General features: G+C 71.0%; 17 protein-coding genes and 2 pseudogenes. 8 read left to right on the top strand and 11 right to left on the bottom strand.

The window, feature by feature from the left end; genetic code table 11:
• Positions 1-131 precede the first annotated feature (131 nt).
• The 4 genes from FCN22_RS11115 to FCN22_RS11100 are packed head-to-tail and all read left to right on the top strand — an operon-like array spanning position 132 to position 2397.
• Positions 132-902, top strand: coding sequence for a HipA family kinase (locus FCN22_RS11115; RefSeq protein ID WP_137121611.1), 771 nt, complete (start codon positions 132-134; stop codon positions 900-902).
• Positions 899-1273, top strand: a complete 375-nt coding sequence (locus FCN22_RS11110) for a DUF3037 domain-containing protein (protein WP_137121610.1) — start codon at positions 899-901, stop codon at positions 1271-1273. The genes FCN22_RS11115 and FCN22_RS11110 overlap by 4 nt, the downstream gene beginning before the upstream one ends.
• Before the next feature lie 48 nt (positions 1274-1321).
• On the top strand, positions 1322-1873 hold the full coding sequence (locus FCN22_RS11105; RefSeq protein WP_137121609.1) for a YbhB/YbcL family Raf kinase inhibitor-like protein: 552 nt from the start codon (positions 1322-1324) through the stop codon (positions 1871-1873).
• Positions 1870-2397, top strand: coding sequence for a YbaK/EbsC family protein (locus tag FCN22_RS11100; protein ID WP_137121608.1), 528 nt, complete (start codon positions 1870-1872; stop codon positions 2395-2397). Before FCN22_RS11105 ends, FCN22_RS11100 begins: the two co-directional genes overlap by 4 nt.
• A gap of 3 nt (positions 2398-2400) precedes the next feature.
• Here the strand turns inward: FCN22_RS11100 and FCN22_RS11095 are convergent, their stop codons facing one another.
• The 10 genes and pseudogenes from FCN22_RS11095 to FCN22_RS11060 all read right to left on the bottom strand — a co-directional run bounded on the left by FCN22_RS11095 (position 2401) and on the right by FCN22_RS11060 (position 8825).
• The gene (locus tag FCN22_RS11095) at positions 2401-3228 is read right to left on the bottom strand and encodes a TrmH family RNA methyltransferase (protein WP_137121607.1); all 828 of its coding nucleotides are present in this window, start codon (positions 3226-3228) and stop codon (positions 2401-2403) included.
• Complete coding sequence (locus FCN22_RS11090; protein ID WP_137121606.1) at positions 3222-3632, bottom strand: hypothetical protein; 411 nt, start codon at positions 3630-3632, stop codon at positions 3222-3224. Before FCN22_RS11090 ends, FCN22_RS11095 begins: the two co-directional genes overlap by 7 nt.
• A 115-nt stretch (positions 3633-3747) precedes the next feature.
• Positions 3748-3882, bottom strand: a pseudogene (locus FCN22_RS22815) (hypothetical protein); the annotation flags it as partial.
• A gap of 19 nt (positions 3883-3901) precedes the next feature.
• Positions 3902-4300 (bottom strand): annotated as a pseudogene (gene larC, locus FCN22_RS22545) (nickel pincer cofactor biosynthesis protein LarC); the annotation flags it as partial.
• Between the two features lie 64 nt (positions 4301-4364).
• On the bottom strand, positions 4365-4547 hold the full coding sequence (larC, locus tag FCN22_RS22540) for a nickel insertion protein (protein WP_202911529.1): 183 nt from the start codon (positions 4545-4547) through the stop codon (positions 4365-4367).
• An 8-nt stretch (positions 4548-4555) separates the two neighbouring features.
• On the bottom strand, positions 4556-5323 hold the full coding sequence (locus FCN22_RS11080) for a sulfite exporter TauE/SafE family protein (RefSeq protein WP_137121605.1): 768 nt from the start codon (positions 5321-5323) through the stop codon (positions 4556-4558).
• An 80-nt stretch (positions 5324-5403) separates the two neighbouring features.
• On the bottom strand, positions 5404-6672 hold the full coding sequence (locus tag FCN22_RS11075; RefSeq protein ID WP_137121604.1) for an SPFH domain-containing protein: 1269 nt from the start codon (positions 6670-6672) through the stop codon (positions 5404-5406).
• Positions 6665-7144, bottom strand: coding sequence for an NfeD family protein (locus FCN22_RS11070; RefSeq protein ID WP_137121603.1), 480 nt, complete (start codon positions 7142-7144; stop codon positions 6665-6667). Before FCN22_RS11070 ends, FCN22_RS11075 begins: the two co-directional genes overlap by 8 nt.
• Positions 7145-7298: 154 nt before the next feature.
• Entirely contained in the window at positions 7299-7763 is a 465-nt protein-coding gene (locus FCN22_RS11065) for a hypothetical protein (protein ID WP_137121602.1), read from the bottom strand.
• A 276-nt stretch (positions 7764-8039) separates the two neighbouring features.
• Positions 8040-8825 carry an ABC transporter ATP-binding protein gene (locus FCN22_RS11060; protein WP_137121601.1) on the bottom strand — a complete coding sequence of 262 codons (786 nt, stop codon included), beginning with the start codon at positions 8823-8825 and terminating at the stop codon, positions 8040-8042.
• A 251-nt stretch (positions 8826-9076) separates the two neighbouring features.
• Between FCN22_RS11060 and FCN22_RS11055 the strand changes: the two genes are divergently transcribed.
• A complete protein-coding gene (locus tag FCN22_RS11055; protein ID WP_137121600.1) occupies positions 9077-9847 on the top strand; it encodes an Rv1486c family protein in 771 nt (256 codons plus the stop codon).
• Here FCN22_RS11055 and glgA read toward each other — a convergent pair.
• Entirely contained in the window at positions 9826-11016 is a 1191-nt protein-coding gene (gene glgA, locus FCN22_RS11050) for a glycogen synthase (protein WP_137121599.1), read from the bottom strand. The genes FCN22_RS11055 and glgA overlap by 22 nt on opposite strands.
• A 129-nt stretch (positions 11017-11145) precedes the next feature.
• Here glgA and FCN22_RS11045 point away from each other — a divergent pair, with 129 nt between their 5' ends.
• From FCN22_RS11045 to FCN22_RS11035, 3 genes are all read left to right on the top strand, one after another.
• Complete coding sequence (locus FCN22_RS11045; protein WP_202911528.1) at positions 11146-12123, top strand: alkaline phosphatase family protein; 978 nt, start codon at positions 11146-11148, stop codon at positions 12121-12123.
• 64 nt (positions 12124-12187) lie between these two features.
• Positions 12188-13438 (top strand): glucose-1-phosphate adenylyltransferase, encoded by a 1251-nt coding sequence (glgC, locus tag FCN22_RS11040; protein WP_137121598.1) that lies wholly within the window; start codon positions 12188-12190, stop codon positions 13436-13438.
• Between the two features lie 88 nt (positions 13439-13526).
• On the top strand, positions 13527-14423 hold the full coding sequence (locus tag FCN22_RS11035) for a cyanophycinase (protein WP_137121597.1): 897 nt from the start codon (positions 13527-13529) through the stop codon (positions 14421-14423).
• Positions 14424-14425 lie beyond the last annotated feature (2 nt).

The raw sequence follows: 14425 nt of genomic DNA, 5'->3' as shown, positions 1-14425 counted from the left end.
GGCTTCAGCAGTGCTCACCCACCGGCGGACTCGGACACCACTCTGGCCGAAACCTCGGCGATGCGCCCCCATTAGGCATCTGACCGGTCGGCTGCGCTGTCGTTAGGCTGCGCTGTCGTTAGGCTGCACGCGTGCTCCCCAACATCAGTGCCGTTCGCTACGTGACTCCGCTGCGCGAGGGCGGTTCCCTGCCCGGCATCGTCGAGGCCGATGACGACGGCACGTACGTGCTGAAGTTCCGCGGCGCCGGACAGGGCCTCAAGGTCCTCGTGGCCGAGGTCGTCGTGGGTGAGCTGGCTCGCGCCCTCGGCATCGCAGTCCCCGAGATGCGCGCCATCACCCTCCCCGACCAGATCGCGCGCTACGAGCCCGACGAGGAGGTCCAGGACCTGCTCACCGCAAGCGTCGGCCTCAACCTGGGCATGGACTTCCTGCCGGGATCGTTCGGCTACGACGGATCGCTCCCGCCGACGCCCGCCGAGGCCTCTGCCATCGTGTGGCTCGATGCGTTCACCGCCAACGTCGACCGCACCTGGAGCAACCCCAACCTCCTGGTCTGGCACGGCAGGACCTACTGCATCGACCACGGCGCCGCCCTGTACTTCCATCACTCGTGGCCCCGGTTCGGTTCCCGCCCGGGGCGATTCGCGTCGCAACCGTTCGACCCTGCCAAGCACGTACTGCTCGACGTCGCCGAGGACGTGGTCGCGGCGCACGACCGGCTCTCGACGAGGGTCGACGACCGACTGCTTGCCGAGGTGCTCGACCTGGTGCCAGACGAGTGGCTCGAAGAGGCGCCCGGTCTGCCTTCCCCGGATGCCGTGCGGACGGCATACGTCGCGAATCTGCAGGCCCGGCTGGCCCACCCGGCCGCCTGGCTCCCGGGAGGTGGGCATCGATGAGCAAGCTGCTGGGTTACCAGTACGTCGTGCTGAGGTGCGTCGCGCGGCCGGAGCGCGAGGAGTTCGTCAACGTGGGAGTCGTGCTCTACAGCCAGCGCGGTGAGTTCCTCGACGTCGCGTTCGAGGTCGACGAGACCCGCCTGAGGGCCCTCTCCCCCGCCCTCGACGTGCCGGCCCTGCAGCGATCGCTCGAGGCCGTCCGTGCGGCCTGCCGTGGCGAAGGACGGCCGCACCTCTCCTCACTCGGCCAGCGCTTCGGCTGGCTCAGTGCCCCGCGCAGCACCGTCGTGCAGCCCGGACCGGTCCATGGTGGCGTCACCAGCGATCCGGGGGCCGAGCTCCGGCGGCTGCTGGCCTCGTTCGTCGGGTGACGGCAGGGGGCGGTGGCCGACTCACCGCCCGGGTCGTAGCCTCGGAGCATGAACCTCGAGCGACCGACTGCCCCGGACCCGTACGAGCTGCTGCCGCGGGTCCCCGACCTCGATGTCACCAGCGAGTCCTTCGCCGACGGGGACACCCTCCCCGACGAACAGGTCTACGACGACTGGGGCTTCCACGGCGGCAACGTCTCACCGCAGCTGTCCTGGTCAGGGGCGCCCGACGGCACCCGCTCCTACGCGGTGACCTGCTTCGACCCAGATGCCCCCACGCCGTCGGGCTTCTGGCACTGGCTCCTGGTCAACGTGCCGGTGGACGTCACCTCACTACCCGCCGGCTACGGCTCCGTCGACGCCGAGTTGCCAGAAGGGGTCCGTCAGATCGCGAACGACTTCGGCACCGAGGCGTATGGCGGTGCTGCACCCCCCGCGGGTGACCGCCCGCACCGCTACATGTTCGCGGTCCATGCCCTCGACACCGACGACCTCGGCCTCGGCGAGCGCGCCAGCGCCGCCGTGACCGCGTTCAACCTCGGCGCGCACACGGTGGCCCGGGGCGTGCTGACCGCCATGTACGCGGCACCGTCCGCGTGAGCGGCCTGCACTTTCGCCCGGTCCTCGACCACCTCGACCTGCTCGCGCGGCCCGTCGCGGAGGCGCTGACGGCGTGGCCGGGCAGTGAGCACGTCGAGGTGGCCGAGATCGACCCCGCCGTCTCGGACACCGCTGCCTTCGTGGAGGCGACCGGCATCTCGTTGTCCGACTCGGCGAACTGTGTCGTGGTGGGTGGCCGCCGGGGTGAGCTCGAGCGGGTCGCCGCCTGCCTCCTGTTGGCCACGACCCGGGCGAACGTCAACAGCGTGGTGCGCAAACGCCTCGATGCCCGCCGCGCGAGCTTCCTGTCGATGGACACGGCAGTCGAGCGCACCGGGATGGAGTATGGGGGGATCACCCCGATCGGCCTGCCCGACGACTGGCCAGTCCTGGTGGATTCCGCTGTCCTGGAACGAGAGTCGATCGTCGTCGGAGCCGGGGTGCGGGGCGCCAAACTGCGTCTACCGGGTGCCTTGGCAGCCGAGCTGCCGGGTGCCGAGGTCGTCGAGGGACTCGCAACCTGACCGTCAGTAGGGCACGCGCCGCCGCGCCGGGGCCAACGCCCACATGGCGACCGCGCTCGCGGCGGCAACGTTGAGTGAGTCCACTCCCCCGGACATCGGGATCTCGACGACGACGTCGGCACTGTCCAGCGTCCGCGCCGACAGACCGTCGCCCTCGGTGCCCAGCACGAGGGCCAGCCGGTCGGGCGGGTCGGCAGCCAGGTCGTCCAGGCTGACCGCATCGTCCGCCAGGGCCAGGGCAGCCACGACGAAGCCGTTGTCGCGCAACAGGTTCACCCCTGCAGGCCACGGGTCGATCCGTGTCCAGGGCACCTGGAAGACCGTGCCCATCGAGACTCGCACGCTGCGGCGGTAGAGGGGGTCGGCACACCGAGGAGTCACGAGCACCGCGTCCACCCCGAGCGCGGCAGCCGAACGAAACACGGCACCGACGTTGGTGTGGTCGACGATGTCCTCCAGCACCATGACCCGTCGCGCGTCCCGCAGGAGCTCCACCGGGTTGCGCGGCTGGGGACGCTGCATCGACGCCAGCGCCCCACGGTGGAGGTGGAATCCGGTCATCGCCTCGATGACGTCGCGCTCGCCCACGTAGACCGGTATGCCGTCCCGCTCGGCCTGCTGGACCAGGTCACCGAGGTCGGTCAGCCACCGTCGAGCCATGAGGTAGGACCTGGGACGATGCCCAGCCGCGAGGGCTCGTCGGATCACCTTCTCGCTCTCGGCGAGGTAGAGGCCGCGCTCCGGTTCGAGCCGGCGACGCAGCGCGACGTCGGTCAGGCCCACATAGTCCTGGATCCTGGGGTCCTGCGGGTCCTCGATCGGTGTCACCACGCAGGCAAGGCTATGCCGTCGCAACCTTGGTGCGCGGGGTGATGCGGTCGACCATGGTGGTGACGAAGCGCCCGGTGCGCTCGACGACGGCCCGCAGGGCGGGGGCGACGGCGTCCGCGGTCTCCAGCAGGACCCGCCTCGGTGACCGTCGTCGTGACGATGGCGACCTCGGGGTCGCGCACGTAGGCGAGCCAGGCCTCGTGGCCGGAGGACGGATGGACCGCCGAGACGCTGCCCAGCACGGCGAAGTTGTCGCCGTCACGGTCGAGGGTCACCAACGTGTAGAGGCCGTCCTGCGGCGCGAGCGCGTCGGCCAGCTCCGTGCGCCGGCCGGTGAAGGCGGTGATGCCCCAGCTGGCGGCATCCGGCGCGCGGTCGGTGTACCAGCGGCAGACGCTTCCCAATGCTCAGGTCTGCCTCGTGCGCGGCACGCTCCGCCGCGGCCAGCACGTCCCGCACGGGGCGCAGGACCGACGGCCACACCCTCGGGTCCAGGTCGTCCACGTTGGTCTCGAGCAGGACCTCGTCATGCTCCCCCTCCGGGAACGGCTCCGCCCCGGCGGCGCCCTCCGCCGGAGGCCGCCCCAGGACCACCCTCGTGACGTTGGGACGACCCTGCACGTCCTTGGTGCCCCCCACGCCGACGGCGCCCACCTTTAGCCGGGGAAGGTCGTCATGACTGGCGCAGAGCACGGTGAGCAGGGGCCATCCCCGTCGGGGTGGTGAGCTCGCCCTTGCCCCCGCCGCAGACCGCGCGCCCGCGAGACAGCTCCAGCACGGCAGGCACCGGCACGGGCAGGTCGCCGTGGGCCGCCCGGACCCGCCCAGCGCCCAACGCCACCGTGCTCGCCGTGAACGTCGCGACCCCCAGGTCCTCGAGCGCGGCGCAGACGCCCACCACGTCGGCGATCGAGTCAAGCGCACCGACCTCGTGGAAGTGGACGTCGGCCTGGTCCGTGCCGTGGACCCGTGCCTCTGCGGCGGCGAGGGCCCCGAAGACGGCCAGGGACCTGTCGCGCACCCGGGCGGCCAGACCACTGCCCTCGAGCAGGCTCTTGATCGACCGCCAGGTGCGGTGCTCCGGGTCGACTCGACCGCCTCGACGTGGGCCTGCGTGGCGCGCTGCCCGGCGCGCGTCACCGACTCGACCCGCAGCCGAACCGCACGGGCACGACGGCGTCCACGGGCCCCTGCACCTTGGTCAGGGAAGCTCCGGCATCCAGCAGCGCGCCGAGCAGCATGTCGCCCGCCACGCCCGCCGAGGCGTCGATCCACACGTCCAGGGGCGCGCCGTCGCCACTGCCTTGGGTGGTCTGCACGACGCTCCTCAGTCGAAGAACACGATCTTGGTAATGGCGACGACGCTGATCAGCACGATGACGCTACGCAGCAGCCACGGGGGCATCTTCCGACCGATGCGGGCCCCGACATAGCCGCCGATCAGCGAGCCGACGGCGATGAGCGCGGCGACCTCCCAACGGATCTGGTCCCACGCCACGATCATGAACGTGACCGCCGCGACCAGGTTCACCACGGTGGAGAGGACGTTCTTGATCCCGTTGATCCGCTGCAGGCCGGCGCTCATGAGCACGTTCATCAACCCGACCAGCAGCACGCCCTGGGCGGCGCCGAAGTAACCGCCGTAGGCGCCGGCGAGGTAGACCCCGCCGATCAGCAGCCAGCGCCGGGTGGGCGTCTGGCGGTCGGGGTGGGCGGCCGAGGAGCGGCGCTGGATGGCCGGTCCCAGCACCACGAGCAGGGCCGCGATCGCGATGAGCACCGGCACGATGGCCTGGAAGGCGTCCGGGGGCAGCCCCAGCAGCAAGAGCGCACCGGTCACGCCCCCGGCCAGCGAGGCCGGCACCAGTTGTCGCAGCACGTGTCCCTGGCCACGCAGCTCCGCCCGGTAGCCGTAGACCCCCGAGAAGCCGCCGGCCACGAGCCCCACACTGTTGGACATGTTGGCCGCCACGGCCGGGTAGCCGAAGAACAGCAGGGTCGGGAAGGTGATCAGGGTGCCCGAGCCGACGATGACGTTGATCGTCCCGGCTGCCATGCCGGCCAGCAGGATGGCAAGGGCTTCGAGCAGGGACACCCGGTCACCCTAGCGAGGGGTGTCCGGGTGCCCGGGCACGGTCCGCACTCTGTCCGCCGGGACGGCCGTCTGCTGGTGGGTCAGCGCCGTTGGTCGCCGCGCGGCTCCTGCCCGCCCTCGTCGGCCTGGTCGCCCTCCCTCGGCACGCCGGGCTCAGTCGTGTCCGCAGGGTCGGCCGTCTCGGGCGGCACTGGCGGAGTGGGCGGCGTCGGCGGGGCCGCGGGGTCCTCCGGCGCGGACGGGATGGGAGGGGGCGGGGGCACCGCAGACGCCCCGCCGCGGCCCTTGCGGCTGAGCGGCTGGGCGTGCTCCTCGGCCTCGGCCGTGGCGCCGCGGGCCTGCGCCCGCGCCTCGGCGAGGGCCTGCGCCGGGTCCTCGAGGTTGGTGTCGTCGAACGCCGAGGGCTGCCGCTCCCCGGTGTCGACCCACTCGTCGTCATCGGCCGGGCCGTCGTAGCGGCCACCGTCGGGGGCACCGAGCGCACTGCCGATCCCCTTGAGCGCCTCGGTCAGCTCACTCGGGATGATCCACATCTTGTTGTTGTCGCCGCGGGCGAGCTGGGGCAGCACCTGGAGGTACTGGTAGGCCAGCAGGCGTTGCGTCGGCTTCCCGCGGTGGATGGCGTCGAACACCTGCTGGATGGCCCGCGACTGGCCCTGGGCCTCGAGGATGCGCGCCTGGGCGGAACCCTCGGCGGTCAGGATCGCCGACTGCTTCTCACCCTCGGCGGTCAGGATCTGGCTCTGCTTGAAGCCCTCCGCGGTGAGGATCGCCGCGCGTCGGTCACGCTCGGCGCGAGCCTGCTTCTCCATGACGTCCTGCATCGACGCGGTCGGCTCGATCGACTTGAGCTCGACCCGGCTGACCCGGATGCCCCACTTGCCGGTGGCCTCGTCGAGGACCCCGCGCAGCTGGGCGTTGATCATGTCGCGGCTGGTCAGGGTCTGCTCGAGGTCCAGCGAGCCGATCACGTTACGCAGGGTCGTAACGGTGAGCTGCTCGATGCCCTGGATGAAGTTGGCGATCTCGTAGACCGCGGACTTGGCGTCCATGACCGCGTAGTAGATGACCGTGTCGATGCTCACCACGAGGTTGTCGGAGGTGATCACCGGCTGGGGCGGGAAGGAGACGACCTGCTCGCGCAGGTCGACGTTGGCCCGCACCTTGTCCACGAAGGGGACGAGGAAGTGGATGCCCGGCGTCAGCGTGCGGGAGTAACGTCCGAGCCGCTCGATGATCAGCGAGCTCTGCTGGGGAACGATCTTGATGGTGCGCCAGATGACGATGACCGCCAGGATCAGGATGATCAGGGCGATGATCCACCCGGGGTTGAATCCACTGCTATCCATGGTTCAGCTCCGACTTCCGGCCGGCCGCGAGCGCAGTCACGATCGCGGTGGCCCCCTCGATGGAAACGACCCGGACCTCTTGCCCGGGTAGGCACTCGGTCGTCCCCGGGGCCAGACGCGCCGACCACGTCTCCCCCGACAACTGGATGCGACCGTCCTGCTCGGTCACGGTCTTGACGACGACCGCGGTGCGGCCGATCTGTCCGGCCGAGCCGATCTTGTGGTCGCCGATGGTGGCCATGAAGTGGCGCTTGAGCAGGGGCCGGACGGTGAGGACGAGCACCGCCGCCACGATCACCGCCACGACGACCTGCCAGACGAACGACAGCCCGGCCGCGGCCGCGATGCATCCTGCCAGGGCTCCCCCCGCGAGCATCAGGAACACGAAGTCGACACTAGCCGCCTCGACGGCGACCAGCGCCAGGGCCAGACCGAGCCAGGCCAGCCAACTGTTGTCATCCAGCCACGACATCTCGCCACGCTCCTCCGAGTCCAACCCTCGTGCTCAGGCTACGTCCTGAGGATGGGCACGATACGGCGGGCACGCCGCCGGCGGGCGGAAGAGTCCGGACCGAGACCTTTCGCCCCGGGCCAGGATCGCTGTCCGGTCTTGCGGGAGTGCGGGCTCACCGGGCGAGGTGCGCGCCCGTCCATCGCTCCTGGTCGCTCACGTCCTCCAGGATGTCGAGCCACTCGGGCACGTCCTGCGAGGGGTGCTCGCCGTCATCGATCTCCGCGACGAGTGTCCCGTCCTCGTGCTCGTCGATCGCGACGAGCGTGCCGTCTCGTCGGACCAGGTGACGTCTCTTGCGAAGCACTCGTGCAGGCAGGGCCACGAGTACTGCCCACTCCTGCTCGTCCAGGTAGAAGTTGGTGGAGGCGACCTCGGCCGGGCCGTCGGTCAGCCGCACCTTGTGCGCCAGCTTGCGAACGACCGTTCCGTCGCTCTCTCGCACCTCGCGCAGTCGAAGACGTGTGTTGACCAGGTAACGGTCGACGATCTCCCGGACGGCAGAGACACCGTCCGGCAGGCGTGCCAGGACGTAACGGCGCTCTCTTTCGATGACGGCGTACTTGAGCGGATCGGGCACTGCCCGACTATCCCACGCGTCGTCCCGGGCGAGTGGCCCGTTGTACCTCCCAGCCCACGGACCCAAGGCGACACCCGAACGCCCTGCCCGCCGTCGCCGCGGCTGTGCATCGCGACTCGCGCTGGCACTACCGGGGTGCGCGGACGCCATACCGGCGTGTCGTGCGGCGCGTCGGGACTTAGTGCCAGCGCGACCTGCGATTCGGCCGCCCCCGAGCGGGAACCTCAACTGGTGGTGCCGCAGGCCACCCGAGGTGCACGGTGGAGAGCTGCCGGCTCAGCCCCGGGCCCGGGCAAACCAGCGGTCACCGCGACGGTCGAGCTCGAGCGGCAGGCCGAACGTCTCCGACAGGTGCTCCTCGGTCAGGGCGAGCTCGATCGGCCCCGCGGCCACGACCCGCCCCTCCCGCAGGAGCAGGACGTCGGTGAACGAGGGTGGGATCTCCTCGACGTGGTGGGTCACGAGCACCAGGGCGGGAGCGGCGAGGTCGGCCGCGAGGTTGCCCAGGCGCGCGACCAGGTCCTCGCGACCGCCGAGGTCGAGTCCGGCTGCCGGTTCGTCCAGCAGCATCAGCTCGGGGTCGGTCATCAGGGCCCGAGCGATCTGCACCCGTTTGCGCTCGCCCTCGCTCAGGGTGTTGAACGTCCGGTCCGCGAGGTGAGCGGCGCCGAGGGCCTCGAGCAGCTCGGTGGCCCGGGCGTGGTCCAGGGAGTCGTAGTCCTCCCGCCACCGGCCGACGATGCCGTAGGAGGCCGTCACCACGACGTCTCGGACCACCTCGTCGCCGGGGATCCGCTCGGCGATGGACGAGCTCGCCAGCCCGATCCGGGGCCGCAGCTCGAAGACGTCCACGGCACCGAGCACCTCGCCCAACACCCCGGCCACGCCGCGCGTCGGGTGCATCCTTCCCGCGGCAATCTGCAGGAGGGTCGTCTTCCCGGCACCGTTGGGGCCGAGGACGACCCAACGCTCGCCCTCCTCGACCTCCCAGCTGATGTCGTCCAGCAGCGTGTTGCCGCCGCGCACCACGCTCACGCCAGCAAGTTCGAGGACGTCGCTCATGCCGGGATCCTCGCGAGGTATCGGAGGCCGGGGTCCCCAGGAGGTATCGGACTGCAGCGGAGAACCTCCCGGGGTGGCAGCGCAGCGGAGGAGAGCGGGGTCTCCGCGAAGTACCGAGCGAGGCACGAGCGAGGACTTCTTGGGGTGCTCTTCGTGGGGTGGTTCCTCATGGCGATGACCCTAGGCCACGGCTTCGGCCGACCGGCGGGCGACGCACCCGACGGCGCCTCTGCCGCAACTACGATGGCGCGGTGACGTCGCTCCCCGCCTCGGTGCGCGTGGCCCTCTGGGCGACGGCCGGGCTGGCCGGTGAGATCCCGATGCAGCAGGTCGCCGAACGCGCCCTGCCCGACGTGGACCACGTGGCCGGCGACCTCGACCGCCTGACCGTCTGGCACGACTTCGGCGAGTCCGCGGTCCTCGTGGCACTCCCCCGCCCCGGGGACCTGTCCGGTATGCCGCACGGTCCCCTCGCGCTGTCGGGCGCCGCCACCGAGGCCGGCGAGTGCGTCTTCGTCCCGGGCATCGGGGGCGCGCTCGTCCCGACCGTCGAGGACTACGGACCGGAGGGTGACGTGGGCACCCAGGTCATCTGGACGGCATACGACTGCGATCCGACCCCGATCCACCGGCTCGAGGCGGTGGCCCTCGCCGACGTGGAGCTGCGGCTGCGGGAGAGCCTGATCCACCTCACCACGAGGCTGGAGGACATCGACGCCTCACCGCTGGGTGGCCGGGTGCTTCGAGAGGCGGCGGTCGAGGGAGTGCGCGCGGGCGACTGGGCGATCCCCGAGGGGTTGCCGAGCCGGGCGCTGCGGATCATCGCGCTGGCCGCGCGGATCTCCTGGGTGGCGGAGCTCGGACTGGATCCCGAGCTGCACTCCTTCGACGGGCACTCGACCGAAGAGCGACGACGCGCGCTCCGGCAGGTCCGGGCCGCTGCCGACTCGGCGCTCGCCGAGGCCACGAACGTGGCGTGCCTCAACCTGGCCGGTCTGCGTCAGGACAGGACCGATTCGTAGACCGCCATGGTCCGGTCACCGATCGTGCCCCACGAGAAGTGCTCGACCGCCCGCCGTCTCCCGGCCAGCCCGAAGCGCCGGGCCCGGTCGGGGTCGCTGACCGCCTCCCGCAGCGCCGTCGCGAGGTCGGACACGAAGACGTCGGGATCGACGGGCACACCACTGCCGTCCTGCATCTGGTCGATCGGCACCAGCCAGCCGGTCTCGCCGTCGACGACGACCTCCGGGATGCCGCCGGTCGCGGTGGCCACCACCGCCAGCTCGCACGCCATCGCCTCGAGGTTGACGATGCCGAGCGGCTCGTAGACCGACGGGCACGCGAACACCGTTGCGGCAGAAAGCAGCGCGATCACCTCAGCCCGCGGCAACATCTCCGCGATCCAGACGACCCCGTCGCGGCTCTGCCGCAGCTGCTCGATCAGTCCCTCGACCTCGGCCTTGATCTCCGGGGTGTCCGGCGCACCGGCACACAGCACGAGCTGGACCTCGGGCGGCAGCTCGCGAGCGGCGCGCAGCAGGTAGGGCAGGCCCTTCTGCCGGGTGATGCGCCCGACGAAGGCGACCGACGGCCGGTCGGGGTCGACGCCGTGACGGTGCAGCACCTCCGGGTCCTCGGCGCGGGCCCACTGCTCCGAGTCGATGCCGTTGTGGACGACGTGCACCTTGTCGGGCTCGATCTGCGGATAGCTCTTCAGCACGTCGGTGCGCATCCCGGCGCTGACCGCGATGACGGCCGCCGCCGACTCGTAGGCCGTGCGCTCGATGAACGACGACAGGACGTAGCCGCCGCCGAGCTGTTCGGCCTTCCACGGGCGCATCGGTTCGAGGCTGTGCGCGCTGACGACGTGCGGCATACCGCCGAGCAGCGAGGCGACATGGCCGGCGAAGTTGGCATACCAGGTGTGCGAGTGCACCACGTCCGCCCCGATGCAGTCGGCGGCCATGGTGAGGTCGACCCCCATCGTCTGCAGCGCGGCGTTGGCCTCCGCCAGCTGCGGCAGCTCGCGGTAGCCGGTGGTGCCGTGCTCCTGCTGCGGCTCACCGAACGCTCGCACCCGCGCATCGACATCCCCGCGTGCACGCAGCGCGAGGACGAGCTCGGCGACGTGGACGCCGGCCCCGCCGTAGACGTTCGGTGGGTACTCCTTGGACAGGATGTCGACTCTCACGACTCGCACCGTAGCCGTCGGAAGCCGTTCCGGCGAGGTCCGCGGCCACCTGAGCGGCAGTCGCGGCCTCGGCCGGACAGTTGCGCCGGGCCGTTGCGCCGGGCCGTTGCGGCGAGGAGCATCGGACGGGTGGCATCTCTCCCACGCCGACTGGCTGCGCTGGTCTCGTTGCTCGCGGCGCTCACCGTCTGCGCCGCGTGTGCCGCGTCCGGGCCGGCCGCGTCGGCCAGCTCCGCCACGGCGGCGCCGCCCCTAGCCGGCAGCTCGTCGACCGGCCCGGCAGCGGGGAGCTCCGCCGCCTCGGCTTCGGTGGCCGCACACGTCAGCAAGCTGCTCGTGGTCGTGCTCGAGAACCACTCGAAACAGCAGGCGCTCGCCCAGATGCCCTTCCTGGCCGCGCAGGCCGATCGCTACGGCGTCGCGAGCCACTGGTATGCCGTCGCGCACCCTTCGCTGCCCAACTACCTCGAACTGGCAGGCGGCTCGACCTTCGGGGTGGCCGACGACAAGGAGCCTGCCGCACACCGGCTCAAGGGAACCTCGGTCTTCGGCCAGCTCACCGCGCACGGACACTCCGCCGCGACCTACGCCGAGAGCATGCCCACCCCGTGCTCCCAGACCAACTCGGGTCGCTACGCCGCCCGGCACAACCCGGCGGCCTACTTCGTCGATCCCCGTGAACGCGCCGCATGCCGCCGTCACGACCTCCCGGCCGGCACGACCGCTAGCGGCCCCCTGCACGACGCCGTGGTCGCGGGGCGCCTGCCGACCTACTCGCTGCTCATCCCCGACACCTGCAACGACGGGCACGACTGCCCGCTCGCGACCGCCGACGGGTGGCTGCACCGCTGGCTGCCGTTCATCGAGAACGGTGCCGACTTCAGCCGGGGTCGCCTCGCCGTCGTCGTGACGTTCGACGAGGACGACCACCACGCCGGCAACCACGTCCTGACCGTGTTCGCCGCCGCTCGGCTCCAGCACAAGATCGTGACCCGCAGGTTCACCCACTCCTCGCTGGCCGCCGCGCCGTCCCGCCTCGTGGGACTGCCTCCCCTGCGCCACGGCGCGGGCAGCCCCGACGTGCTGCGGGCCTTCGGTCTGCGCTGACGCGTTCGGCCACAACTCGGACACAAACCTCGCGCAACCGCCCCACCCGCCCTAGGGTCTGCTCATGGCGCGCACAGGTCAGACCAAGGTCCTTGCGATCGTTCTGGCAGGAGGCGAGGGCAAACGGCTGATGCCGCTCACCGCGGACCGCGCCAAACCGGCGGTCCCCTTCGGAGGCATCTACCGACTGATCGACTTCGCCCTGTCCAACGTCGTCAACTCCGGCTACCTCAAGGTCGTCGTGCTGACGCAGTACAAGTCGCACAGCCTCGACCGGCACATCACCCAGACCTGGCGGATGTCCAACATGCTCGGCAACTACGTGGCCCCGGTGCCGGCACAGCAGCGGCTGGGCAAGAACTGGTTCCTCGGCAGTGCCGACGCGATCTACCAGAGCCTCAACCTGATCGACGACGAGCAGCCGGAGTATGTCGTGGTGGTGGGCGCCGACCACGTCTACCGGATGGACTTCAGCCACATGGTCGACCAGCACATCGAGTCCGGGGCCGGCGTCACCGTGGCGGCCATCCGGCAGCCGATCGGACTGGCCGACCAGTTCGGCGTGATCGAGGTGAAGCCGGACGACCCGCACCAGATCGCGGCGTTCCTCGAGAAGCCGAGCGATCCCCAGGGCCTGCCCGACGCCCCGGACGAGGTGCTGGCCTCGATGGGCAACTATGTCTTCACCGCGGACGCGCTGAGGGACGCCGTCGTCCGCGACTCCGACAACGACGGGTCGAAGCACGACATGGGCGGCGACATCGTGCCCGCCTTCGTGGCCCGGCAGGACGCGCAGGTCTACGACTTCAAGGACAACCCCATCCCCGGCTCGACCGACCGCGACCGCGGCTACTGGCGCGACGTCGGGACGATGGACTCCTACTACGAAGCGCACATGGACCTGGTGTCGATCCACCCCATCTTCAACCTCTACAACTACGAGTGGCCGATCTACACCACACACGGCCCCTTCCCACCCGCCAAGTTCGTGCACGGCTCGCACGACCGGGTGGGTTCGGCCGTCAACTCCGCCGTCTCCCCCGGGGTGGTCGTCAGCGGCGCCCACGTGACGGGATCGGTGCTGGCCCCCAACGTCCACCTGCACAGCTTCGCGATGGTGTCGGAATCGGTCCTGCTCGACGGGGTCGACGTCGGGCGCAGCTGCCAGGTGCACCGCGCCATCCTGGACAAGAACGTGCAGGTACCCGACGGCGTCAACGTCGGCATCGACCACGACCACGACCGCGAGCGGGGACTGACCGTCACCGAGTCCGGGATCGTCGTGGTCGGCAAGGGCCAGGCCATCTCGGCCTGACCGCGGACGTCACCGTGTCCTGCCTCGACCAGCCGGAGCCCGGCGAGGCGCCGCCGCCCCGCCCGGCGCGCCTCCTAGGCTGAGCCGCATGCCGCGCCCCACCCCGGTCCCGAAGACGTCCCTGCTCATCATCGGCGGAGCGGAGGACAAGGTCGGCAAGGCGACCATCCTGCGCCGATTCGTGCGCCTGGCCGGGGGCCGAGCGGCCAAGATCGTGGTGATACCCACGGCTTCTTCCATCCCGGACGAGGTGGTGGGCGCCTACTCCGAGGTCTTCACGCGGCTGGGCGCGCGTGACATCGCCACGGTGGACCCGGCCAACCGGCTCGCGTCCGGCGACCCAGCGCTGATTGCCGAGCTGGACCGGGCAACCGGCGTCTTCCTCACGGGGGGCAACCAGCTCAAGCTGAGCCAGATCGTCGTCGGCACGCCGCTCGGCGACGCCATCGAGCGCGCGCACGCCCGTGGAGCGGTCATCGCCGGGACGTCCGCCGGGGCGTCGATCATGAGCCAGTTCATGATCTCGCTGGGCGACGAGGGGGTCACCCCCCGCCAGCGGTCGAGCCAGCTCACGGCCGGCCTGGCCCTGCTGCCGGGCGTCATCGTCGACCAGCACTTCGACCAGCGCTCTCGCTACGGCCGGCTGATGTCGCTGGTGGCCGGCTCACCGAGCCTGCTCGGCATGGGCATCGACGAGGACACGGCCGCCGAGATCGCGGACGGCACGCAGCTGACCGTGGTCGGGTCGGGCGCGGTCTTCGTCATGGACGCCCGACAGGCCATCACCGACGCGCACGAAGCACGCCGAGACGCTCCGCTGCTGGTGACCGGGGCGGTCGTGCACTCGCTGCCCTCCGGCGCTACGTTCGACCTGCACACCGCCAGCCTGACCGGATTCGTCGAAAGGCACCCGGACCGCGTGGTCAGACGAGCGCAGCAGAAACCGCAGGACGGAGCGTCCACCCCGGCCGCTTCGCACCCCTGAGG

The sequence above is a fragment of the Segeticoccus rhizosphaerae genome (genome assembly GCF_005222685.1).
GTDB classification, from domain to species: Bacteria; Actinomycetota; Actinomycetes; order Actinomycetales; family Dermatophilaceae; genus Segeticoccus; species Segeticoccus rhizosphaerae.
Note: the sequence above shows the minus strand (reverse complement) of the source record. Positions and strands in the feature narration are given on the sequence as shown.